A 21,653-nucleotide genomic window follows, 5' to 3' on the forward strand; every position below is an offset into this window, starting at 1 on the left:
TCCCCGAGCCGGGAGCCCGCGCGGAGCCGTCCACCACGGCCCCTTGACAGGCCGCGGGCACCTGCCGACGCTGAGCGGAGAACCGTTCCCTCCCGGAGGTGAGGATGGCGAACGCCCGCGAGGCCCTGCTCGACGCCGCGCTCGCCGCGCTCGCGCACCGCCCCTGGTCCGCCGTGCGGATGGCCGACCTCGCCGCCTCCGCCCGGGTCTCCCGGCAGACCCTCTACAACGAGTTCGGCTCCAAGGACGGACTGGCCCGCGCGCTCGTACGGAGGGAGGCCGACGCCTACCTCCAGGGCGTCCGGCGCCTGCTCGCCGCCCCCGCCCCGCCGGAGCGCAACCTCGTCGCCGTCGCCGAGTGGATCGTCGCCCGCACCGCCGTCCGCCCGATACTCAGGGCCCTGCTCACCGGCGCCTGGAACGAGCGACTGCCCCAGCCCCGCCCGGTCCGCCCCGGCGCCCGGCTCGCCCCCGTCCCCGCCCAGCGGCGCGCCGACACGGGGCCGCCCGCGCCCGGCGAGCTCGTGGCGGAGACCGCGGCCTGCGCGGGGGAGGGCTGGGCGGCCGGCTGCGAACTCGCCGTACGGATCGCCCTCAGCCACGTCGTCGCACCGGCCCTGCCGCTGGGCCCTCAGTGCGCCGAGCCGGAGAGCTGGAGCCCGATCACGCCCGCGATCACCAGGCTGATCGAGACGATCTTGAGCGTGGAGACCACGTCGCCGAGGAAGACCATGCCGTAGATCGCCGTCCCGGCCGCGCCGATCCCCGTCCACACCGCGTACGCCGGACCCACGTCGAGCTTCCGCAGCGCCAGCGTGAGGAGACCGAAGCTGCCCAGGGCGAAGGCCGCGAAGGCGACCGTCGGCCACAGCCGGGTGAAACCGTGCGAGAGCTTCAGGCAGACCGCGAAACCCGTCTCCAGGATTCCCGCGATCACCACCAGCAGCCACGCCATCGTCAGTGCCTCCCACGCCGTCGGTGACTGCTTCGTCGCACTTGGTGCGATTATGCACTTACCGGCGGTGAGCGGGCGTAAACGCCGACGGCTCAGTCGCCCTCGCGTCGCTCCCGGGTCGCGAGCAGCCGCCGCAGCGAGAACAGCCGCGCCGGATCGGCGTGCCCCTCCGCCACGAACGCGTCCAGCGCGCAGTCCTGCTCGTCGTGGCTGCACGCGCGCGGGCAGTTCTCCGTGCCCGGCACGAGATCGGGGAAGGCGAGGATCACCCGGGACGGGTCGACGTGGTGCAGACCGAAGGAGCGCACGCCCGGGGTGTCGATGACCCAGCCGCCCTCCTTGTCGTTCAGCGGCAGGGCGAGCGCCGAGGTCGTGGTGTGCCGGCCGCGGCCCGTGACCGCGTTGACCACACCCGTCGTACGCCGCCGGTCCGCCGGGACCAGGGCGTTCACCAGGGTCGTCTTGCCGACGCCGGAGTGGCCGACGAACGCGGTGGTGCGGCCCTTGAGGTGCTCGTGGACCCGCTCGGCGGCGACCCCGTCGACGAATTCGTCGCGGGTGGTCACCACATGGGGGACGCCCAGCGCGCCGTACATCTCCAGAAGGTCGTCCGCCGGGGCCAGGTCGGACTTGGTCAGCACGAGCAGCGGGGAGAGCCCGCCGTCGTACGCCGCCACCAGGCAGCGGTCGATCAGCCGGGGGCGCGGCTCCGGGTCGGCGAGCGCGGTGACGATGGCGAGCTGGTCGGCGTTGGCGACGACCACCCGCTCGTACGGGTCGTCGTCGTCGGCCGTGCGCCGGAGCACCGAGCTCCGCTCGCCGATCCGCACGATCCGGGCCAGCGTGTCCTTCTCGCCGGAGAGGTCGCCGACGAGGGAGACCCGGTCGCCGACGACGGCGGCCTTGCGGCCCAGCTCGCGCGCCTTCATCGCGGTCACCGCCCGGTCGTCGACCAGGACGGTCAGCCGGCCCCGGTCGACGGTGAGGACCATGCCCTCGACGGCGTCCTCGTGCTTCGGGCGGATGGTGGTGCGGGGACGGGTGCCCTTGCGGTTGGGCCGCTGGCGGATGTCGTCCTCGTCGGTGTGCTTGCCGTAGCGCCGCATGGTTCAGACCCCGAGCATTTCGGTCCACATCGTCGGGAAGTCCGGCAAGGTCTTCGCCGTCGTCGCCACGTCCTCGATCTCCACGCCCTCGACCACGAGGCCGATGATCGCGCCCGCCGTCGCCATGCGGTGGTCGTGGTACGTGTGGAAGACGCCGCCGTGCAGCGGGCGCGGGCGGATGTGGAGACCGTCCTCGGTCTCCGTCACGTCGCCGCCGAGCTCGTTGATCTCCTTGGTGAGCGCCGCGAGCCGGTCCGTCTCGTGCAGCCGCAGGTGCGCGACCCCGCGCAGGGTCGAGGGCGAGTCCGCGAGGGCCGCGACCGCCGCGATGCCGGGGGTGAGCTCGCCGACCTCGCCCAGGTCCACGTCGATGCCGTGGATCCGGCCCGTGCCGGTGAAGGTCAGGCCCGCGTCGGTGAGCTCGCAGGAGCCACCCATTTCGGTGAAGATCCGTCGCAGCTCGTCGCCCGGCTGGGTGGTCCGCGCCGGCCAGTCGGGGATCGTCACACGGCCCCCGGTCACCAGGGCGGCCGCCAGGAACGGCTGTGCGTTCGACAGGTCGGGCTCGACGACGAGGTCCCGGCCGCGCAGCGCGGAGGGCGCCACCCGCCACACGTTCGGCTCGCCGCCGTGCTCCGGCTCGTCGACCCGGGCGCCGACCGCGCGCAGCATGTCGACCGTCATCCGGATGTGCGGGAGCGAGGGGAGCCGGGTGCCCACGTGCCGTACCTCGACGCCCTGGTTGAAGCGGGGCGCGGAGAGCAGCAGGGCGCTGACGAACTGGGAGGACGAGGAGGCGTCGATCTCGACCGTGCCGCCGTCGAGGCCGCCGGCGCCGTGCACGGTCAGGGGGAGCGCGCCCCGCTTCTCGTCGTCGATCCGGGCGCCGAGCGCGCGCAGCGCGTCGATCACACCGTGCAGGGGGCGCTCGTGGGAGCGGGGGTCGCCGTCGAAGCGCACCGGGCCGTCGGCCAGGGCCGCGACCGGGGGCAGGAAGCGCATGACCGTGCCCGCGTTGCCGACGTCGACCGTGGCGGGTCCGCGCAGCGGGGAGGGGATGATCCGCCAGGCCTCGCCGGAGCCGTCCGGGCCCACGCCCTCCTCGATCCGTACGCCGAGGGTGCGCAGCGCCTCGGCCATCAGGAGGGTGTCGCGGGAGCGCAGCGGGCGGCGCAGCCAGCCGGGCTCGGCCGCGAGTGCGGCGAGGACCAGGGCGCGGTTGGTGACCGACTTCGATCCGGGCACGGTGACGGTCGCGTCGACGGCGCCGCTCGCATACGGGGCGGGCCAGAGGTCGGTGGGCGGGTCGGTGTGCGCGGAAGCTGCTGCGGTCATGGACTCACTGTACGGGGGAGTCAGAAACCCAGGAGCCAGCGCCCGCCGCCGATCAGGGCGGATATCGCGACCGTGTGGAAGAAGAGGAGCCACACCCCGGCGGGCACGTGGGTGAGCCGCGAGAGCTGGTCCGCGTCCGAGTCGGGGGCGCCGCCGTGGCGCCGTTTCGCCTGGAGCTCGAAGGCCGGCCGGACACCGCCGAGCAGCAGGAACCAGACCACCGCGTACGCGAACACGGACTGGACCTCGGGGCCGGTCAGCCAGGAGACGAGGAGGAAGGCGGCGCCCGTCAGGACGACGGTGAGGATCCCGTACGCGTTGCGGACCATCACGAGGAGCGCGAGCAGCAGCCCGGTCGCGATCCACAGCAGCAGGGTGACGTGGCCCGTGCCGAGCAGGGCCGCGCCGCCGAGCCCGAGCAGCGGGGCCGCCGGATAGCCGGCGGCGAGGGTGAGGACCACGCCGACACCGGTCGGGCGGCCCCGGGTCACCGTCAGGCCGCTGGTGTCCGAGTGCAGCCGGATCGCCTCCAGGCGGCGGCCGGCGGTGAGGGCGACGAGTCCGTGGCCGCCCTCGTGGGCGATGGTGATCGCGTTCCGGGCCAGGAGCCAGGGCCGCCGGAACGCCACCAGGGCCAGCGCGCAGGCACCCGTGAGCCAGACGATCCAGTCGGCCGGGGCGGCCTGCGGACGGAGGAGGTCGATCGCGAGGTCCATCTTTCGGGCCGCTCCTCGGGAGCTCGGGGATCGTGGCAGTGTGGCACGTATGTGCGGACGGTATGCATCGAGTCGGCGTCCCGAGGACCTCGTCGGTCTCTTCGGGATCGAGAAGTGGGAGCCGGAGGAGACCCTGGCCCCCGACTGGAACGTGGCCCCCACCAAAGAGGTCTGGGCCGTTCTGGAGCGTCCTGTGAAAGACGCCGGATCCCCGCGCCCGGTTCGCCAGCTGCGCGCGCTGAAATGGGGGCTCGTCCCGTCCTGGGCGAAGTCGCCGGAGGGCGCCGCCCGGATGATCAACGCGCGCGCGGAGACCGTGGACGAGAAGCCCTCCTTCAAACGGGCCTTCCAGTCGCGCCGGTGCATCCTGCCCGCCGACGGCTACTACGAGTGGGTGACCGGGGCCGCCGAGCGCGACCTGGAGGTCGAGGGGAAGAAGAAGCGGGCCAGGAAGCAGCCGTACTTCGTGACCCCGGCGGACGGCTCCGTCTTCGCGATGGCAGGGCTCTACGAGTTCTGGCGCGACCGCACCCTCCCCGACGGGCACCCGTCCGCCTGGTGGGTGACCTGCTCGGTGGTCACGACCGAGGCCGAGACCGGACCGCTGGGCGTCGCCCCGGCCGACGGCCCGCGCTCGCTCGCCGACATCCACCCCCGGATGCCCCTCATGCTGACCGGGGACCGCTGGGACGCCTGGCTCGACCCGGCGCGCACCGACCCCGAGGAGCTCCGCGGTCTGCTCACCCCGCCGCCCGGGGGCCTGATGCGGGCCTACCCGGTCGCGACCGCCGTCAGCAACGTCCGTAACAACGGCCCCGAGCTCCTGGAGGAGTTGTCGGGACCGGAGGTGGGAACGCTGTTCTGACCCCCGGAGCCGCCGGGACGGCAGGATGGGGACGTGACACAGTACGAGACCGTTCCCACCGACGCCGGTGAGGCACGCATCACGTGGTACGCCGGGACGAAGCCCTGGGCCGTCCTCGCCCTCGGACACGGCGCTGGCGGCGGCGTCGAGGCCCGCGACCTCCAGGCCCTCGCCGGGGCGCTGCCCGCCCGGGGCGTGACCGTCGCGCTCGTCGAGCAGCCCTGGCGGGTCGCCGGCAAGAAGGTCGCGCCCGCGCCGAAGACCCTCGACACCGGCTGGCGCGGCCTCTGGCCGGCCCTCGCTAAGCCCGGCCTCCCGGTGATCGCGGGCGGCCGCAGCGCCGGCGCCCGGGTCGCCTGCCGCACCGGCCGGGAGCTCGGCGCGCTCGCCGTCCTCGCCCTGAGCTTCCCGCTCCACCCGCCGGGCAGGCCCGAACGGTCCCGCGCCGAGGAGCTCCTCTCCACCGGTCTGCCCACGCTCGTCGTCCAGGGCGGCAGCGACCCCTTCGGACGGCCCGAGGAGTACCCGGAAGGGCCGTACGGGCTCGTGGAGATCCCGTACGGAGACCACGGCTTCGCCGTCCCCAAGCGGGCGCCGCTCGGCCAGGACGAGGCCGTGGCGCTCCTCGTGGGCGGCGTCACCGAGTGGATCTCCGCACTCCGCTGATCTCCCCGCCGTCCCCGGGAATGCGGAGCGCGGGACCACGGTTGTGGAGAGCGTCGGTGTGAGAGCAAGGAAGAGGGAGTCCGTCGTATGGGTATGACCATCTGCCCGGAGCGCGCGCAGGGCGCTGACCTCGACTGGACAGTGCTGCCCGCGCCCAAGGCCGCCCCGATTCGGGCGGCGGGCGGAGCGGTTCCTCGTCTATCCTCCGAAACGAGCGGGTCCGCCCTCGGGCTCGCCGCCGCGCTGGAGGAGGTGGGTCCGGTCACTGGGACCGACACAGGGACCGACGACGGCCCCGAGGAGACGACCGAGGAGCGCAACGCGCGCTTCGAGCGGGACGCCCTCGGCTACCTCGACCAGATGTACTCGGCCGCGCTGCGCATGACGCGCAACCCCGCGGACGCGGAGGACCTGGTGCAGGAGACCTACGCCAAGGCGTACGGATCCTTCCACCAGTTCCGCGAGGGCACGAACCTCAAGGCCTGGCTCTACCGCATCCTCACGAACACCTTCATCAACTCGTACCGCAAGAAGCAGCGTGAGCCCCAGCGCAGCGCCGCCGAGGAGATCGAGGACTGGCAGCTCGCCCGCGCCGAGTCGCACATGTCGACCGGGCTGCGGTCCGCCGAGTCGCAGGCGCTCGACCACCTTCCGGACTCCGACGTGAAGGAAGCGCTCCAGGCGATTCCCGAGGAGTTCCGCATCGCCGTCTATCTCGCCGATGTCGAGGGCTTTGCGTACAAGGAGATCGCGGACATCATGGGGACACCCATCGGTACGGTGATGTCCCGACTGCACCGGGGCCGCCGCCAGCTGCGCGGCATGCTCGAGGACTACGCTCGCGACCGCGGGCTGGTTCCCGCGGGCGCCGGAGAGTCGTCGAACGATCTGAAAGGCTCGGGCTCATGAGCTGCGGAGAGCCGCACGAGACGGATTGCTCAGAGGTCCTGGATCATCTCTACGAGTTCCTCGACAACGAGATGCCCGACACGGACTGCACCAAGTTCGAGGTGCACTTCGAGGAGTGCTCCCCGTGCCTGGAGAAGTACGGCCTGGAGCAGGCGGTGAAGAAGCTCGTCAAGCGCTGCTGCGGCAGTGACGACGTCCCCACCGACCTGCGCGCCAAGGTCATGGGCCGGATCGACCTGATCCGCGCCGGACACCTGGTGCCCGAGCAGGACATCACGGTGAGCGCCCCGACGACACCGGCGCCGCAGGAGTAACAGCCGCTCCCGTACCGGGCAGCGAACGGCCGCCGCGATCCACTCGCGGCGGCCTCGCGCATACATCAGCTTGTATCACCCGATGGTGCGAATCACCCGGACCGCGCCGCCCCCGGCCGCCCCACTCGCTAGCGTGACACGCGTGATGGGCGTGATGGTCATTCCGCGAGCGGCCCGCGTGTACATCGGCTGCGCCCTGCTCGGCGCCGGGGCCTGCGCCCTGCCCGCGCTGCGCCCCGGCGCCGCCGTCCCCTGGGGCACCGTCGCGCTCCTCGCCGCCCTCTACGTGCTCTGCGAGCTGCCCGCCCGCTGCCGGCTCATCGGCCGCGCCCTCGGCGCCGCCGTCCCCATCGGCACCGGCTCCTTCTTCCCCGTCCTCCTCGCCGCCGCCCTGCTCCTGCCGCCCGCCGCCGCCGCGCTCACCGCGATCCCCGGCGGTCTCCTCGCCCGCGTCGACGAACCCCCCGCCGCGCCACGCCGCGCCTGGCGGGCCGCCGCCACCGCCCTCGCCGTCTGGGCCGCCGCCCTGACCGCCGGCGCGCTCGGCGGCCCCACCGCACTCGGCCGCGGCCCGGACGCCCCCGACCTGCCCTACGCGCTGCTGCCCGCGGCCGCCGCCGCCCTCGCCTTCTGCCTCGTCCTCACCGCCCTCGACGGCGGCATCCGCGCCACCGCCAGCGGACTGCCCCCGCGGGCCGCCTGGCGCGGCCTCCTCGGCCGGGCCCTCGCCCCGCACGCCGTCCACGGCCTCGCCGGACTGATGATGGCCGTCCTCTGGCGCAGCACCTACGGGCCCGTCGCGGCGCTCTTCGTCCTCCTCCCCATGTACATCTCCTGCTGGGTCTTCGCCCAGTACCACCGCGAGCGCGCCGCCCACCAGGCCACCATCCGCGCCCTCGTCCAGGCCGTCGACATCAAGGACCGGTACACCCGGGGCCACAGCGAACGCGTCGGTCACGCCTCCGTCCTGATCGCCCGTGAGCTCGGCATGACCGAGGACCGCCTCGACGTCGTCCGCTTCGCCGGCATCCTGCACGACGTCGGCAAACTCGGCGTGCCCACCCGGGTGCTCCGCAAGGACGGCCCCCTCACCCCCGAGGAACGCCGCGTCATCGAACTCCACCCCGAGTACGGCCACGAGATGGTCCGCGGCATCGGCTTCCTCGGCGAGGCACGGGCCGCGATCCTCCACCACCACGAACGCATGGACGGCAGCGGCTACCCGTACGGGCTCCACGGCGAGGAGATCCCCGAGTTCGCCCGCGTCGTGGCCGTCGCCGACGCCTTCGACGCCATGACCTCCACCCGCTCCTACAGCCGGGCCCGCCCGGTGCCCACCGCCCTCGCCGAACTGGAGCGCTGCGCCGGCACCCAGTTCGACCCCCGGATGGTCACCGCCCTCGCCCAGGCCCTGGACCGGCACGGCTGGCAGCCCGCCGTCACCGCCGACGAGCCCCCCGCGCCGCCCGCCCCCCGCCCCGAGCAGACGCCCCCGCAGCGCGAGCCCCGTCCCGCCCCCGCCAAGGAGCTCGCGTGAGACCCGGGGCGTTCACCGTCGCCGCCGTGCGCGCCGCCGCCCTCCTCCTCGGCCTCGCCGGCTTCGGCGGCACCCTCTGGTACGGCCTCGACGAACCCGGCAACGCCCTCGCCTTCGGCACCCTCGTCGCCCTCGGCGAGCTCGCCCGCCGGGGCGCCGCACCCGGCGAGCGCGAGCCCGCGCCGCTCGCCGCCGCCGGAGCCCTCGCGTACGCCCTGCTCGGCACCAGCGCCGGCACCGCCACCACGCACGGCGTCCTCCAGACCGTCGCCGTCGTCGTCGCCGGGGGCCTCGCCGGGATCGTCCCCCACATCGCCCGCGGCCGCGGCCCCGGCCTCGACCAGCTCGCCCGCCGCGTCCTCACCGTCGGCTTCGCCGCGCTCTGCTTCCAGCCCCTCTACAACTCGGGCGCCGTCACCGAGCACCTCGGCCAGGGCCCGGCCTACGCCCTCTTCCTCGTCCTCCTGCTCGTCCTGACCGCCCTGTGCGACGCCGTCCTCGGGGCCCTCACGCTCCGCGCCCGCACCGGATTCCCGTACGGCCCCCTCCTGCGCGACGAACTCCGCGCCTTCCTCGGCATCGGCTCCGCCGTCTGCGCCACCGGCACCGTCATGGCGCTCGGTGTCGCCGCCGCCGGACTGTGGGCGCTGCCCGTGCTCGCCGTCCCGCTCCTGCTCACCCAGGTCTCCTTCCGGCGGTACGCGGCCGTGCGGACCGTCAACCGGCAGACCATCGCCTCCCTCGCCCGCGCCACCGAGATCGCCGGCTGCACCCCGCCCGGCCACGCCCGCCGGGTCGCCGCCCTCAGCGCCGCCGTCGGCCGTGAGCTGGGCCTCTCCGGGACCGAGCTGACCGTCCTGGAGCACGCGGCGCTCATGCACGACATCGGGCAGCTCTCCCTCGTCGACCCCGTCGCGGGCGGCGCCACCGCCCTCCTGCCGCCCGAGGAGCAGCGCCGGATCGCCCTCCTGGGCGGCGAGGTCGTCCGCAGGACCGGGGTCCCCGAGGCCGTCGCCGTCGTCGTCGAGCGGCAGGCCGACCCGTACCGCGAGCAGCCGCCCGCCGCCCGGATCGTCCGGGCCGTGAACGCCTACGACGACCTCGCGGGCGACGGCGCGGGTGCCGCCCTCGGCGCCCTTGAGCGGCTCAGGCTCGGCACCGCCCGCGACTATCACCCGGATGTCGTCGAATGCCTGGCCAGGGTCCTGGCGCGGGGCGGAGGCGCTGGGGTGACCCCGGCCGTCCCTGGGTAACCCATGGGTAATGAGCGCGCGTCCGACCGGGCATGGTTGGATGCGAACAAGAGGGTGAAGCGACCGGCAGGCGGGAATCGTGAAGATCTTCGGGAAGGTACGGCATCGGCCCTCCGCCTCGTGGCGGCAGGCCACCGACCGCGCGTTCACGCTGATCGGCGACGGCCGGTACGAGGACGCGGGCGCACTCCTGACGCGCGCGGCGGACCTGGAGCCCTGGCTCTCGGAGTCCTGGTTCAACCTGGCGCTGCTGCACAAGTTCCGGCACGACTGGGAGCAGGCGCGGGCCGCCGGGCTGCGCGCCGTCGCGCTGCTCGACAAGGAGACCGGCGCCCCCGACTGGTGGAACGTCGGCATCGCCGCCACCGCCCTCCAGGACTGGCCGCTGGCCCGCCGCGCCTGGCAGGCGTACGGACTGAAGGTGCCCGGCGCCGCCGCCGGCACCGGCGAGCCCGCCGGCATGGAGCTGGGCAGCGCCGCCGTCCGGCTCTCGCCCGAGGGCGAGGCGGAGGTCGTGTGGGGCCGCCGGCTCGACCCGGCCCGCATCGAGGTCCTCTCCATCCCGCTGCCGTCCTCCGGCCGCCGCTGGGGCGAGGTCGTCCTCCACGACGGGGTGCCGAACGGCGAGCGGACCACCACCGCGGGACCTTCCTACCCCGTCTTCGACGAGATCGAGCTGTGGGCGCCCTCGCCCGTCCCCACCTGGGTCGTCCTTCTGGAGGCCGCCACGGAGGCCGACCGGGACGCCCTGGAGCAGCTCGCCGCGGAGGCCGGATTCGCCGCCGAGGACTGGTCGTCCTCCGTACGGTTGCTCTGCCGTGCCTGTTCCGAGTCGACCATGCCGAGCGCCGAGGGCGAGGGCGAGCACTCCGACCCGCACGACCACAGCGAGCCGGGGCACCCCGGGCCGCTCGGCCACCGCTCGCCGGGCGAGCTGTGGGTCCCCGAGCGGGAGTGCGGCATCGCGGCCCCGGCCGGCCTGGTGCGCGGGCTCCTCGACGGCTGGGTCGCCGACAGCCCGGACTCCCGGGAGTGGCGCGATCTCGAAGAGGTCTGCTGAGCCTCCGGCCCCCGGCCCCGTAGGCTGTCCTCCGACGGAATCGGGTTTTCAGGAAGGCGCGGCCGGACATGGCGCAGCAGGACACGGACGAGCAGACGCAGATCGACGACGAGTTCGTCGTGGACACGGAGGACTGCGAGGCGCGTGAGCTCGCGCACCGCGAGCGGGGCACCTCGCGTCCGATCACGGTCGTCGGCAACCCCGTGCTCCACCGGGAGTGCAAGGACGTCACCGAGTTCGGCGACGAGCTGGCGCAGCTGATCGACGACATGTTCGCCAGCCAGAAGACCGCCGAGGGCGTCGGCCTCGCCGCGAACCAGATCGGTGTGGACCAGAAGGTCTTCGTCTACGACTGCATGGACGACGAGGGTGTCCGGCACGTCGGCCACGTGGTCAACCCGGTCCTCCAGGAGCTGCCGGCCGAGCAGCGCCACCTCGACGAGTCCAACGAGGGCTGCCTCTCCGTGCCGACCGCGTACGCCGAGCTGGCCCGCCCGGACTACGCCGTCGTGCACGGCCAGGACTCCCAGGGCAACCCGATCAAGGTGCGGGGCACCGGCTACTTCGCCCGCTGCCTCCAGCACGAGACGGACCACCTGTACGGCTTCCTGTACATCGACAAGCTGTCGAAGCGGGACCGCAAGGACGCCCTCCGCCAGATGGAGGAGGGCACCCCGCGCTACCCGGTCGTCGCGAACGACTGACCCTCGCGCACGCACGCGGAAGGGCCCCGCTCCTGTCCAGGAGCGGGGCCCTTTCCCGTACGGCGGAAGACCTAGAAGTCCTCGTCCAGGTCCACCGAGCCCTCGACCGCCACCTGGTAGGCGGACGGGCGGCGCTCGAAGAAGTTGGTCAGCTCCTGGACGCCCTGGAGCTCCATGAACGCGAACGGGTTCTCCGAGCCGTACACCGGCGGGAAGCCGAGGCGCTGGAGGCGCTGGTCGGCGACGCACTGGAGGTACTCGCGCATCGACTCGGTGTTCATGCCCGGCAGGCCGTCGCCGCACAGGTCGCGGCCGAACTGCAGCTCCGCCTCGACGGCCTCCTTCAGCATGTCCGTGACCTGCTGCTGCAGCGCGTCGTCGAAGAGCTCCGGCTCCTCCTTGCGGACGGTGTCCACGACCTCGAAGGCGAAGTTCATGTGCATCGTCTCGTCGCGGAACACCCAGTTGGTGCCGGTCGCCAGGCCGTGCAGCAGGCCGCGGGAGCGGAACCAGTAGACGTACGCGAAGGCGCCGTAGAAGAACAGGCCCTCGATGCACGCCGCGAAGCAGATCAGGTTCAGCAGGAAGCGGCGGCGGTCGGCGGCCGTCTCCAGCTTCTCGATCTTCTCGACCGAGTCCATCCACTTGAAGCAGAACTGCGCCTTCTCGCGGATGGAGGGGATCTCCTCGACCGCGTCGAACGCGGCGGCGCGGTCGTCCGGGTCGGGCAGGTAGGTGTCGAGCAGCGTCAGATAGAACTGGACGTGCACGGCCTCCTCGAACAGCTGGCGCGAGAGGTACAGGCGCGCCTCGGGGGAGTTGATGTGCTTGTACAGCGTCAGGACGAGGTTGTTCGACACGATCGAGTCGCCCGTCGCGAAGAACGCGACCAGCCGGCCGATCATGTGCTGCTCACCGGGGGTGAGCTTGGCGAGGTCGGCGACGTCCGAGTGGAGGTCGACCTCCTCCACGGTCCAGGTGTTCTTGATGGCGTCCCGGTAGCGCTCGTAGAAGTCCGGGTAGCGCATGGGACGGAGCGTGAGCTCGAAGCCCGGGTCCAGGAGGTTCTTCTTCTCGGTGGAGCTCATTACTGGCAGGCCTCGCAGGACTCGGGGTTCTCAAGGGAGCAGGCGAGCGCGTCGGCGTCGGGGGCCGCCTGCTGGACGGGGATCGGGGCGGCGGCCTGCGCCGCGCGGGCGATCCGGGTCGCCGGACGGGAGCGCAGGTAGTACGTCGTCTTCAGGCCCTGCTTCCAGGCATACGCGTACATCGACGACAGCTTGCCGATCGTCGGCGTCTCGAGGAACAGGTTCAGCGACTGCGACTGGTCCAGGAAGGGGGTGCGGGCCGCGGCCATGTCGATGAGGCCGCGCTGCGGGATCTCCCAGGCCGTGCGGTACAGCTCGCGGACCTCGGCCGGAATCCAGGTGAAGCCGGCCACCGAGCCGCTGGCGTCGCGCAGCGCCTCACGGGTCTGGGCGTCCCAGACGCCGAGCCGCTTCAGCTCGTCGACGAGGTACGAGTTGACCTGGAGGAACTCGCCGGACAGCGTCTCGCGCTTGAACAGGTTGGAGACCTGCGGCTCGATGCACTCGTAGACGCCCGCGATGGAGGCGATGGTCGCCGTGGGGGCGATGGCGAGGAGGAGGCTGTTGCGCATGCCGGTGGAGGCGATCCGCTCGCGCAGGGCGGCCCAGCGCTCCGGCCAGTTCAGCTCGACGTCGTAGTGGTCGGGGTGCAGGACACCCTGGGCGGTACGGGTCTCGGCCCAGGCCGGCAGCGGGCCGTTGCGCTCGGCGAGGTCGGCGGACGCCTCGTACGCGGCGAGCATGATCCGCTCGGCGATGCGGGTGGACAGGGCGCGCGCCTCGGCCGAGTCGAACGGCAGCTTCAGCTGGAAGAAGACGTCCTGGAGGCCCATCGCGCCCAGGCCGACCGGGCGCCACTTGGAGTTGGAGCGGCCGGCCTGCTCGGTCGGGTAGAAGTTGATGTCGACGACCCGGTCGAGGAAGGTGACGGCCGTGCGGACGGTCGCGTCGAGCCGCTCCCAGTCGAGGTCCGAACCGACCACGAAGGCACCCAGGTTGACCGAGCCGAGGTTGCACACCGCGGTCTCGTCGTCGTTGGTGACCTCGATGATCTCGGTGCACAGGTTCGAGGAGTGCACCACGCGGCCGGGCAGCGCGGTCTGGTTGGCCGTGCGGTTCGAGGCGTCCTTGAACGTCATCCAGCCGTTGCCGGTCTGCGCCAGGGTCCGCATCATCCGGCCGTACAGGTCGCGGGCCGGCATCGTCTTGCGGGCGAGGCCCGCCTCCTCGGCCTTGAGGTAGGCGGCGTCGAACTCCTCGCCGTACAGGTCGACGAGCTCGGGCACGTCCGACGGGGAGAACAGCGACCAGTCGGCGTCGGCGTTGACCCGGCGCATGAACTCGTCCGGGATCCAGTGCGCCAGGTTCAGGTTGTGCGTACGGCGCTGGTCCTCGCCCGTGTTGTCGCGGAGCTCCAGGAACTCCTCGATGTCCGCGTGCCAGGTCTCCAGGTAGACCGCGGCGGCGCCCTTGCGGCGGCCGCCCTGGTTCACGGCGGCGACGGAGGCGTCCAGGGTCTTCAGGAACGGCACGATGCCGTTGGAGTGCCCGTTGGTGCCGCGGATCAGGGAACCGCGGGCGCGGATGCGGGAGTACGAGAGGCCGATGCCGCCGGCGTGCTTCGAGAGGCGCGCGACCTGGTGGTAGCGGTCGTAGATGGAGTCCAGCTCGTCCTGCGGGGAGTCCAGCAGGTAGCAGGAGGACATCTGCGGGTGGCGGGTGCCGGAGTTGAAGAGCGTGGGGGAGGAGGGGAGGTAGTCCAGGCGGCTCATCAGGCCGTAGAGGGACGCCACCTCGTCCAGGGCGCGGACGCTGTTGTCCTCGGCCAGGCCGCAGGCCACGCGCAGCATGAAGTGCTGCGGGGTCTCGACCACCTTGCGGGTGATCGGGTGGCGCAGCAGGTAGCGCGAGTAGAGGGTGCGCAGGCCGAAGTAGCCGAAGCGGTCGTCGCCGGCCGGGTCGATCGTGGCGTCGAGGCGCTCGGCGTGCAGGGCGGCGAACTCGGCGGTGCGGTCGGCGATGAGGCCCTCGCGGTGACCGACGGCGACCGAGGCCGAGAAGGAGACGGCGCCCTGGCCGGCCGCCTCGTCGGCGATGGTGAGGGTGAGGAGCCGGGCGGCGAGCCGGGAGTACGCGGGGTCCTCGGCGATCAGGCCGGCGGCGGCCTCGGTGGCCAGCTCGCGCAGCTCCGCCTCGTCCGACAGGGCGCTGCGGCCGCGGAGCGCGGCGGCGGCGACCTTGCCGGGGTCGGTGTCCGGGAGGTCGGCGGTGAGATCGGTCAGGGTCCGCAGGAGTACGGTCCCGGGGCCGTCGTTCTCGATCGCTGCGGCCGGATCGGCGGGCGCGATGGTCACGTGGGGGCTCTCCCTCGCTCGGCTCGGGGCCAGGGCGGGGGGCGGGCAGGCGGGCACCCTTACGCGCGGGCGCGCCGCGTCCACCGGCCCACTCCGCGAGGCCCGGACGTCTGTGGCACCCGGAACGGACGGACCGGGCGCGCTGCCGGCAGGTCCTCGGACTCACTCCGTACGAATCCGCACGTAGCACACCGTTGCGGGACAGTTCCGGATTCGCGCCGGATTCCCCTGCGTCGACAGCGAGCACGAGCATACATGTGGGGGGCGCCCCTTCGAGCACCCCCCACATGTTGTGTCGGTCCCGGGGTTACAGTTCCAGGGCGTACGTCCGCAGCGGGTGTTCGGGGATCGGGTTCCAGTCCCGCTCGGGGGTGCGGACGAAGCCCATCCGCTCGTAGATCCGGTGCGCCGAGACCATCTTCGCGTCCGTGGAGAGGACGAGCCGCGCGCAGTCGGGGAGGGCCCGCGCCCGGTCCACGCAGGCGCGTACGAGCGCTTCTCCGACGCCCCTGCCGCGGGCTGCCGGCGCGACCACGAGCATCCGGAACTCGGCCTCGCCGGGCACGGCGATGTCGGCCCAGGTGGTGCCGCCGGCGGCGAAGGTCACCCCTCCGATGATCCCGTCCTCGGCGTCGGCGGCGACGAGCACCTCGCTCTCGCGCGCCCGCCGGGCCGTGTCGCGGAGCACGTCCAGATAGAAGTCGTCCTCGCCGTGCAACAGCAGCCCGTCGTTCAGATAGGTCAGCCCGGTGAGGTCACCGAGCTCCTCGTACTCCTCGGGCCGTACCGCCCTGATCGTGAAGTCCATGCCCGCCAGTCTGCCGCGCGGTCACGCGAAGGGGCCCGGGATTTCCCGGGCCCCTTCGTCTGCGCGTCCGTGGATCAGTGCGTCGGGGTGCCGACCTTCGGGACCTCGGTGCGGACGCCGGCGTCGCCCGCGTCCGCCGTGTAGTCCTCCGGGGAGGTCTCGTCGACGCCCTCGGGGGCCTTGACGGCCTTGAGGACGAAGGTCAGGACGACCGTGACGACGACGTTGAGCGTGAAGGCGGTGAGGCCGATGTAGCCGATCTCGCCGATGCCCGGGATCTCGGCGGCCGAGCCGCCGAAGTGCTTCTGGGTCGGGCTGGCGACGCCGTACGCGGCGGCCGTGCCGTAGATCATGCCGACGGCCCAGCCGGCGAGCAGCGCCCAGCGGTGGAACCAGCGGGTGAAGAGACCGCCGACGAGCGCCGGGAAGGTCTGCAGGATCCAGATGCCGCCGAGCAGCTGGAAGTTGATCGCGACCGTCTTGTCCATGGTGAGGACGAAGACGAGCGCGCCGACCTTCACCAGGAGCGAGACCAGCTTGGAGACCTTGGTCTCCTGGGCCGGGGTGGCGTCCGGTTTGATGAAGTCCTTGTAGATGTTGCGGGTGAAGAGGTTGGCCGCGGCGATCGACATGATCGCGGCCGGGACGAGCGCGCCGATGCCGATGGCGGCGAACGCGACGCCCGCGAACCAGTCCGGGAACATGGTCTCGAAGAGCTGCGGGATGGCGAGCTGGCCGTTCGTGACCTTGATGCCGGCGGCGATCGCCATGAAGCCGAGCAGCGCGAGCAGGCCCAGCATGAGCGAGTAGAGCGGCAGGATCGTGGTGTTGCGGCGGATGACCTCACGGCTGCGGGACGACAGGGTCGCCGTGATGGAGTGCGGGTACATGAAGAGCGCGAGCGCCGAGCCGAGCGCGAGCGTCGCGTACGTCCACTGTCCGGCCTCGCCGGGGACGAGCGCGCCGCGCGGTTTGCCGGTCGCCGGGTTGGTCTGCGCGTACGCCTCGCCGGCCTTGGCGAAGATCTCGTCGAAGCCGCCCAGCTTGATCGGGATGTAGATGATCGCCACCGCGATGACGATGTAGATCAGGGTGTCCTTGACGAAGGCGATGAGCGCGGGGGCGCGCAGGCCCGAGGAGTACGTGTACGCCGCGAGGACGCCGAAGGCGATCAGCAGCGGCAGGTCCTTGACGAACCAGTGGGTGTTCTCGCCGCCGCCGACGCCCATCACGTCCAGGACGGCCTGGATGCCGACGAGCTGGAGCGCGATGTACGGCATGGTGGCGAGGATGCCGGTGACCGCCACCGCCAGCGAGAGGCCCTTGGAGCCGAAGCGGCCGCGCACGAAGTCCGAGGTGGTGACGTATCCGTGCTTGTGCGAGACCGACCAGAGGCGCGGCAGGAAGGTGAAGATCAGCGGGTACACCAGGATCGTGTACGGGACGGCGAAGAAGCCGGCCGCGCCCGCCGCGTAGATGGCCGCGGGGACGGCGACGAAGGTGTACGCCGTGTAGAGGTCGCCGCCGAGCAGGAACCAGGTCACCCAGGTGCCGAACGACCGGCCGCCCAGGCCCCATTCGTCGAGGCTCTGCTCGTTGTCGGCCTTGCGCCACCGCGCGGCCAGGAATCCCATGACCGTGACGGCCAGGAAGAAGAAGACGAAGACGCCGAGCGCCACGCCGTTCACGCCGTCCTTCATCGCGCGTCACCTCCCTTGCGGGCACGCTGGTCCAGCTGCCACAGCTTGTACGCGATCATGGTGAGAGCCGTGGAGATCAGTACCCAGAGCATCTGGTACCAGTAGAAGAACGGGATTCCGGCGAAGAGCGGTTCGGCCTTCGCGTAGGAGCTCACCCAGAGCATCGCCACGAACGGGGCGATCAGGCAGAGCGCGATCACCACCCGCAGGGGTGTGACGGTCGGTTGTTTCCCTTGTGTCGCATCTGGCGTGTCTGACATGGCGATTCCGTCCCCTCGCTGATCACCTCGGTAATGCTGGGGAAATCTAGGGGACGGTACCCCTCCATGGAACCCCTGTCCGCATAACGGATGTGACTTTGTCAGAGCCATCCCGATAACGGACGGGAATTCTCAGAGCCAGCCCTCTTTCGCCGCTCGTACGCCGGCCTCGAACCGGCTGCGCGCGCCCAGGCGGTTCATCAGTTCGGAGCTCATCCGGCGGACGGTCCGCAGCGAGACCCCGAGCCGGCGGGCCGCGATGTCGTCCGTGCAGCCGATGCCGAGCAGCATCAGCAACTCCCGTTCCTGCGGGGAGAGGTCGTGCGCGTCGCGGCGCGGGGCCTCGCCGAAGGGGGTGCCCGCGTCCCACAGGCGGTCGAAGAGCACCACGAGCGCGTGGACCAGGCCGGGGCTGCGGACTTCGAGGGCGCCCGCGCGCCCGTCCTCCGGGTCGACGGGGACGAGCGCGGCCTCGCGGTCGACGATCACCATGAGCATCGGGACCACGGGCACGGTCCGCGCCTCGCCGCCGAGGTCGCAGTACCAGCGCACGTAGTCGACGGTCGGCGGGTCGTTGCGGAAGCTCTCCTGGTAGATCGAGCGGATCTTCACCCCGCGCTCCAGGGCGAGTTGGTCGAGCGGCTGGCTCGCGTCCATCGTGTCGGGGAGCTGGGCGCCGCCGGGCAGCAGCGAGAGGCACTCGGTGCGGGCGTTCGCGGCCAGGTCCTCCAGGCGTTCGCGGACGTTGTCGAGCCCGGTGATGCGGTCCACGAGGTCGTGCCGGACGCCCGGTTCGGAGTGGTCCGCGTACGAGGCGAGGATGCCGGCCACCGCGCGCCCGGCCCGCTCGACCTGGCGCCTGCGCTTGCTCAGTTCGGCCTCGGCGCGGGAGAGGAGGAACGAGAAGCCGACGTCCGGGTTGAAGGGTTCGACCTCGCCCGAGGAGTCGTCCATGAGGACGAGCTTGAGGTCCGCGAGGCAGGCGAGCGCCTCGCGGACCTCTGGTTCGGGGCGGCCCAGATGGGCCGCCATCTCCGTCACGTCGTACTCGGGCCGCTCCAGGAGCAGGCGGTAGACGGCCTCCGTCGACTCCTTTATGCCGAGCGCCTCCAGCATCAGGTATCTCCCCCTCGTCACCTTCCGTGGCGCGACCGGTCGAACTCGTGATCGCGGTCGTCGATGCTAGAGGGGAGGGGCGGTCTAGGTCTAGACCAATCATGATGAACGCCGGGCCGCGCTCCCGCCCACAGGCCCGCCGCCGCGTCGGCCACCGCGCCCGCCGCGAACCCGGTCACCAGCAGGGCCAGTTCGACCTGCGGACCGATCCCCACCGCGAGCACCGCGAGCGCGCCCGCGCCCGCCGCCACCGGACCCGCCCACCCGGGCCCGCCCGCCGCCGAGGCCGCCGACCGCTCCAGCGACACACAGAACGCGAAGGCGCCCACCACCAGCGGCACCCAGCCCGTCACCGCGCCGGTCCCCGCCGGGCCCCACTGCCACACCACCACCAGCGCCCCCGCCGAGGCGCCCGCCGCGAGCAGCCCGCCGAGCACCGCCCGCGCCGCCGGGCCGGGCCCCCGCCGCCGGGCGAGCACCCCGAAGGCCGCGAGCGCCGCCGCCGGGACCGCGTACGGCAGCAGCCCGTACACCCCGTCCACCAGATCGCGGTCCACCACACCCGAACCGCCCACCAGGGCCCCCGTGTCCACGAGCGCCGACCGCAGCGCCGTCACCGTCCCCGCGCCCGCCGCCGTCATCGGCTCCTCCACCGGCACCACCACGACCAGGGCGGACCCCGCGCGGTGCCACCCGGCGGGCGCCGCCGCGAGCAGCACCCCCGGCACCCGCGCCGCCCGCGCGGCCACCGCCGCCGCGTCCGCGCCCTCCGGCACCAGGACCTCCAGCGGGTTCAGCACCCCCGACGGCACCCCGGCCGCCGCGAGCCGGTCGAGACCGTCCCGGGCCGGACCGCTCGCCACCAGCGCCCGAGCCTCCGGGTTGCCGACCCGCAGCTGCGTGGCCGCGCCGGTGAGCAGGACGAGAAGGACGAGACCGAGAGCGGGCAGCGAACCGTGGGCGGCACGGGACCTCCGCACGGGAGCCGGACGCGCCACCGACCGCAGCACCGGCGCCAGCGTCAGCGCCGCCGCCGTGCCCACCGCGCAGACCGCGAGGCCCGCCACCCCCACCGACCTCAGGAACGCGGCGGGGAACAGCGCCAGGACCGCGCAGGCCGCCGCGGCCGCCGCACCGCCCGTCAGCGCCGACCGGGCGGCGCAGGGCCCCGGCGGCTGCGCCCAGCGGTGCACCGACACCACGAGCGCGGTCACCGGCACCAGGTACACCACGACGAAGCCGATCTCCGTGAAGCCGGCCACCGCCTCCACCAGGACCAGCGCCCCCACCGAGGTCACGCCCGCGAGCAGCAGCGGCGCGAGGACCCCGAGCGGCGAGCGGAACGCCAGGACCAGCACGAGGAGCAGCCCCAGCGCGCAGGCCGCCTTCGCCCCGAGGGCCACCGGGCCGGGCCCCGCGAGCGCGCTGTCGTGCTGGAGCGGCAGCACCCCCGTCACCTCGGTCCGGGCCTCCGGCAGCGCCGTCCGCAGCCCCGCGCGCAGCGAGACCGCCGCCTCCTCGACCGCCGTCAGACCCGCCAGGTCCGGCTTCCCGGCCGCCGGATAGACCAGGGCCGCCGCGGTCCGGCCGTCCGCGCCGAGGAAGCCCTCGTCGCCAGTCGCCGCGTACGAGACCGTCCGCGCGCCCGGACCCGCCGCCCGGTCCAGGGCGTCCGCGAGCCGGGCGCCCCCGGCCCGTACGTCCGTCCCCGTCGGCCAGGTCACGACCGCGACCAGCGGCGCGACCGCCGCCCCGTTCCCGTACCGCTCCTGGATCGCCCGGTTCGCCGCGTGGCCCGGCCCGCCGGAGGCGGTGAAGGACTGGTCGAGCCGTCCCAGACCGAGCACCGCCGCCGCCGCGCCGAGCAGCAGCACGAGCAGCCACACCGCCCCGACCGCCACCCGGTGCCGCAGCACCGCGGCCCGTACGCGCTCAGTCCACATCGTCGAGCCGCTTCCTGAGCTCGTCGTCCAGACGCAGCCCCACCGCGCCCAGCGTCTCGTCCAGCTGCCCCGGCGCACTCGCCCCGATCACCGGCAGGACGGGCAGCGCGCCGCCCAACGCCCAGGCGAGCACCACCTGGTTCGCGGTCACCCCGAGCTCCGCCGCCACCTCGGCGAGGACCTTCAGACGCCGCTCCGAACCCGCGTGCCGGTACTGCTCCGGGATCTCCTTGCCCGGATCGGTGTACGCCCCCGTCAGCTGCGTCGTGTACGCGGTGAACGTCAGGTCCGGCCGCGTCCCCAGGTAGTCGAGCAGCTCCTCCGAGGCGTGCGGGTTCACCCCGAACTCCGCGCCGGGGCGCGGCCGGAGGTACGTGTACCGCTGCTGCACGGCCGCGTAGCCCGGCACGTCGGCCGCGGCCGCCGCGCCCCGCGACTCCTCGATCCGCCAGGCCGCGAAGTTCGAGCAGCCGGCCCGGCCGATCTTCCCGACGTCCACCAGCTCGCCGAAGACGCCCATCGTCTCCGCGACCGGCGTCCTCCGGTCGTCGATGTGCGCGTAGTACAGGTCGATCCGGTCCGTGCCCAGATTCCGCAGGCTCTCCTCCACCTGGCGGCGGACCACCGGCGCCGACAGGCCCTCCGCGCACTCCGGCCAGGCCGAGCCCGGCGGGTCCGGCAGCGCGCCGACCTTGGTCGCGATCACCATCTCGTCCCGGACGCCCCGGCTGCGCAGCCACCGGCCGATGAGCAGCTCGCTCTCCGCCCCGGTCGCGCCCGGCTCCCAGAAGGCGTACGTGTTCGCGGTGTCGATGAACGTGCCGCCGGCCTCGTGGAAGCGGTCGAGGACGGCGAAGGCCGCGGCCTCGTCGATCCGGGTGCCGAACGGCAGGGCGCCCAGGCACAGCGTGGACACGCGAGGGCCCTCGGGGCCGCCCAGGTTCGTGTACTCCATGGTTTCTTC

21 protein-coding genes and 1 riboswitch are annotated in these 21,653 nt (G+C 73.0%); of the genes, 9 read left to right on the forward strand and 12 right to left on the reverse strand.

Translation table 11 applies throughout. The features are described from left to right. Positions 1 to 104: 104 nt before the first annotated feature. Positions 105 to 740, forward strand: coding sequence for a TetR/AcrR family transcriptional regulator (locus tag ACN9MM_RS26025; RefSeq protein WP_426366028.1), 636 nt, complete (start codon positions 105 to 107; stop codon positions 738 to 740). Here the strand turns inward: ACN9MM_RS26025 and ACN9MM_RS26030 are convergent. The 4 genes from ACN9MM_RS26030 to ACN9MM_RS26045 all read right to left on the reverse strand — a co-directional run bounded on the left by ACN9MM_RS26030 (position 632) and on the right by ACN9MM_RS26045 (position 4,112). After that, positions 632 to 955, reverse strand: a complete 324-nt coding sequence (locus ACN9MM_RS26030) for a DMT family transporter (protein ID WP_189799973.1) — start codon at positions 953 to 955, stop codon at positions 632 to 634. The genes ACN9MM_RS26025 and ACN9MM_RS26030 overlap by 109 nt on opposite strands. A gap of 92 nt (positions 956 to 1,047) precedes the next feature. Then, a complete protein-coding gene (gene rsgA, locus ACN9MM_RS26035) occupies positions 1,048 to 2,061 on the reverse strand; it encodes a ribosome small subunit-dependent GTPase A (RefSeq protein ID WP_382867195.1) in 1,014 nt (337 codons plus the stop codon). A 3-nt stretch (positions 2,062 to 2,064) separates the two neighbouring features. Beyond that, positions 2,065 to 3,396, reverse strand: a complete 1,332-nt coding sequence (aroA, locus tag ACN9MM_RS26040) for a 3-phosphoshikimate 1-carboxyvinyltransferase (RefSeq protein WP_426366029.1) — start codon at positions 3,394 to 3,396, stop codon at positions 2,065 to 2,067. Positions 3,397 to 3,416: 20 nt separating this feature from the next. Then, positions 3,417 to 4,112, reverse strand: coding sequence for a M50 family metallopeptidase (locus ACN9MM_RS26045; RefSeq protein WP_426366031.1), 696 nt, complete (start codon positions 4,110 to 4,112; stop codon positions 3,417 to 3,419). 49 nt (positions 4,113 to 4,161) lie between these two features. Here ACN9MM_RS26045 and ACN9MM_RS26050 point away from each other — a divergent pair, with 49 nt between their 5' ends. The 8 genes from ACN9MM_RS26050 to def all read left to right on the forward strand — a co-directional run bounded on the left by ACN9MM_RS26050 (position 4,162) and on the right by def (position 11,420). Continuing rightward, positions 4,162 to 4,977, forward strand: coding sequence for an SOS response-associated peptidase (locus tag ACN9MM_RS26050; RefSeq protein ID WP_383696020.1), 816 nt, complete (start codon positions 4,162 to 4,164; stop codon positions 4,975 to 4,977). Positions 4,978 to 5,010: 33 nt separating this feature from the next. After that, positions 5,011 to 5,643: an alpha/beta family hydrolase gene (locus ACN9MM_RS26055; protein WP_426366032.1), complete on the forward strand. Its 633-nt coding sequence runs from the start codon at positions 5,011 to 5,013 to the stop codon at positions 5,641 to 5,643. Positions 5,644 to 5,895: 252 nt separating this feature from the next. Next, positions 5,896 to 6,552 carry a sigma-70 family RNA polymerase sigma factor gene (locus ACN9MM_RS26060; RefSeq protein ID WP_030207302.1) on the forward strand — a complete coding sequence of 219 codons (657 nt, stop codon included), beginning with the start codon at positions 5,896 to 5,898 and terminating at the stop codon, positions 6,550 to 6,552. Then, on the forward strand, positions 6,549 to 6,866 hold the full coding sequence (gene rsrA, locus ACN9MM_RS26065; protein ID WP_189799967.1) for a mycothiol system anti-sigma-R factor: 318 nt from the start codon (positions 6,549 to 6,551) through the stop codon (positions 6,864 to 6,866). Before ACN9MM_RS26060 ends, rsrA begins: the two co-directional genes overlap by 4 nt. A gap of 145 nt (positions 6,867 to 7,011) precedes the next feature. Further along, entirely contained in the window at positions 7,012 to 8,403 is a 1,392-nt protein-coding gene (locus tag ACN9MM_RS26070; protein ID WP_426368828.1) for an HD-GYP domain-containing protein, read from the forward strand. Then, the gene (locus ACN9MM_RS26075) at positions 8,400 to 9,656 is read left to right on the forward strand and encodes an HD domain-containing protein (RefSeq protein WP_426366033.1); all 1,257 of its coding nucleotides are present in this window, start codon (positions 8,400 to 8,402) and stop codon (positions 9,654 to 9,656) included. Before ACN9MM_RS26070 ends, ACN9MM_RS26075 begins: the two co-directional genes overlap by 4 nt. 79 nt (positions 9,657 to 9,735) lie before the next feature. Continuing rightward, the gene (locus ACN9MM_RS26080; RefSeq protein WP_017236276.1) at positions 9,736 to 10,716 is read left to right on the forward strand and encodes a tetratricopeptide repeat protein; all 981 of its coding nucleotides are present in this window, start codon (positions 9,736 to 9,738) and stop codon (positions 10,714 to 10,716) included. Between the two features lie 68 nt (positions 10,717 to 10,784). Continuing rightward, positions 10,785 to 11,420 carry a peptide deformylase gene (gene def / locus ACN9MM_RS26085; protein ID WP_426366034.1) on the forward strand — a complete coding sequence of 212 codons (636 nt, stop codon included), beginning with the start codon at positions 10,785 to 10,787 and terminating at the stop codon, positions 11,418 to 11,420. 71 nt (positions 11,421 to 11,491) lie between these two features. Here def and ACN9MM_RS26090 read toward each other — a convergent pair whose 3' ends face one another. From ACN9MM_RS26090 to ACN9MM_RS26125, 8 genes are all read right to left on the reverse strand, one after another. Next, complete coding sequence (locus ACN9MM_RS26090) at positions 11,492 to 12,508, reverse strand: ribonucleotide-diphosphate reductase subunit beta (RefSeq protein ID WP_189799963.1); 1,017 nt, start codon at positions 12,506 to 12,508, stop codon at positions 11,492 to 11,494. Next, a complete protein-coding gene (locus ACN9MM_RS26095; protein WP_426366036.1) occupies positions 12,508 to 14,862 on the reverse strand; it encodes a ribonucleoside-diphosphate reductase subunit alpha in 2,355 nt (784 codons plus the stop codon). The genes ACN9MM_RS26090 and ACN9MM_RS26095 overlap by 1 nt, the downstream gene beginning before the upstream one ends. A 130-nt stretch (positions 14,863 to 14,992) precedes the next feature. Further along, a riboswitch (cobalamin riboswitch) is annotated at positions 14,993 to 15,115 on the reverse strand. A 54-nt stretch (positions 15,116 to 15,169) separates the two neighbouring features. After that, a complete protein-coding gene (locus ACN9MM_RS26100; RefSeq protein WP_426366037.1) occupies positions 15,170 to 15,670 on the reverse strand; it encodes a GNAT family N-acetyltransferase in 501 nt (166 codons plus the stop codon). Between the two features lie 74 nt (positions 15,671 to 15,744). Beyond that, on the reverse strand, positions 15,745 to 17,370 hold the full coding sequence (gene mctP, locus ACN9MM_RS26105) for a monocarboxylate uptake permease MctP (protein ID WP_426366038.1): 1,626 nt from the start codon (positions 17,368 to 17,370) through the stop codon (positions 15,745 to 15,747). Then, the gene (locus ACN9MM_RS26110) at positions 17,367 to 17,630 is read right to left on the reverse strand and encodes a DUF3311 domain-containing protein (RefSeq protein ID WP_426366039.1); all 264 of its coding nucleotides are present in this window, start codon (positions 17,628 to 17,630) and stop codon (positions 17,367 to 17,369) included. Before ACN9MM_RS26110 ends, mctP begins: the two co-directional genes overlap by 4 nt. A gap of 132 nt (positions 17,631 to 17,762) precedes the next feature. Next, positions 17,763 to 18,746, reverse strand: a complete 984-nt coding sequence (locus ACN9MM_RS26115; RefSeq protein WP_426366040.1) for a LuxR C-terminal-related transcriptional regulator — start codon at positions 18,744 to 18,746, stop codon at positions 17,763 to 17,765. Between the two features lie 17 nt (positions 18,747 to 18,763). Continuing rightward, positions 18,764 to 20,689 carry a hypothetical protein gene (locus ACN9MM_RS26120; RefSeq protein ID WP_426366041.1) on the reverse strand — a complete coding sequence of 642 codons (1,926 nt, stop codon included), beginning with the start codon at positions 20,687 to 20,689 and terminating at the stop codon, positions 18,764 to 18,766. Further along, the gene (locus tag ACN9MM_RS26125; protein WP_426366043.1) at positions 20,679 to 21,644 is read right to left on the reverse strand and encodes an aldo/keto reductase; all 966 of its coding nucleotides are present in this window, start codon (positions 21,642 to 21,644) and stop codon (positions 20,679 to 20,681) included. The genes ACN9MM_RS26120 and ACN9MM_RS26125 overlap by 11 nt, the downstream gene beginning before the upstream one ends. Positions 21,645 to 21,653: the final 9 nt, after the last annotated feature.

Origin of the sequence: Streptomyces sp. E-08 (assembly GCF_049913095.1) — a bacterium.
Lineage (GTDB): Bacteria > Actinomycetota > Actinomycetes > Streptomycetales > Streptomycetaceae > Streptomyces.

What these genes read in the sequence shown, in the direction of transcription:
- ACN9MM_RS26025 (WP_426366028.1), top strand. Translation starts at nt 105, where the DNA reads ATGGCGAACGCCCGCGAGGCCCTGCTCGACGCCGCGCTCGCCGCGCTC.
- ACN9MM_RS26030 (WP_189799973.1), bottom strand. Translation starts at nt 955, where the DNA reads ATGGCGTGGCTGCTGGTGGTGATCGCGGGAATCCTGGAGACGGGTTTC.
- rsgA (WP_382867195.1), bottom strand. Translation starts at nt 2,061, where the DNA reads ATGCGGCGCTACGGCAAGCACACCGACGAGGACGACATCCGCCAGCGG.
- aroA (WP_426366029.1), bottom strand. Translation starts at nt 3,396, where the DNA reads ATGACCGCAGCAGCTTCCGCGCACACCGACCCGCCCACCGACCTCTGG.
- ACN9MM_RS26045 (WP_426366031.1), bottom strand. Translation starts at nt 4,112, where the DNA reads ATGGACCTCGCGATCGACCTCCTCCGTCCGCAGGCCGCCCCGGCCGAC.
- ACN9MM_RS26050 (WP_383696020.1), top strand. Translation starts at nt 4,162, where the DNA reads ATGTGCGGACGGTATGCATCGAGTCGGCGTCCCGAGGACCTCGTCGGT.
- rsrA (WP_189799967.1), top strand. Translation starts at nt 6,549, where the DNA reads ATGAGCTGCGGAGAGCCGCACGAGACGGATTGCTCAGAGGTCCTGGAT.
- ACN9MM_RS26070 (WP_426368828.1), top strand. Translation starts at nt 7,012, where the DNA reads ATGGGCGTGATGGTCATTCCGCGAGCGGCCCGCGTGTACATCGGCTGC.
- def (WP_426366034.1), top strand. Translation starts at nt 10,785, where the DNA reads ATGGCGCAGCAGGACACGGACGAGCAGACGCAGATCGACGACGAGTTC.
- ACN9MM_RS26090 (WP_189799963.1), bottom strand. Translation starts at nt 12,508, where the DNA reads ATGAGCTCCACCGAGAAGAAGAACCTCCTGGACCCGGGCTTCGAGCTC.
- ACN9MM_RS26100 (WP_426366037.1), bottom strand. Translation starts at nt 15,670, where the DNA reads ATGGACTTCACGATCAGGGCGGTACGGCCCGAGGAGTACGAGGAGCTC.
- mctP (WP_426366038.1), bottom strand. Translation starts at nt 17,370, where the DNA reads ATGAAGGACGGCGTGAACGGCGTGGCGCTCGGCGTCTTCGTCTTCTTC.
- ACN9MM_RS26110 (WP_426366039.1), bottom strand. Translation starts at nt 17,630, where the DNA reads ATGTCAGACACGCCAGATGCGACACAAGGGAAACAACCGACCGTCACA.
- ACN9MM_RS26115 (WP_426366040.1), bottom strand. Translation starts at nt 18,746, where the DNA reads ATGCTGGAGGCGCTCGGCATAAAGGAGTCGACGGAGGCCGTCTACCGC.
- ACN9MM_RS26120 (WP_426366041.1), bottom strand. Translation starts at nt 20,689, where the DNA reads ATGTGGACTGAGCGCGTACGGGCCGCGGTGCTGCGGCACCGGGTGGCG.
- ACN9MM_RS26125 (WP_426366043.1), bottom strand. Translation starts at nt 21,644, where the DNA reads ATGGAGTACACGAACCTGGGCGGCCCCGAGGGCCCTCGCGTGTCCACG.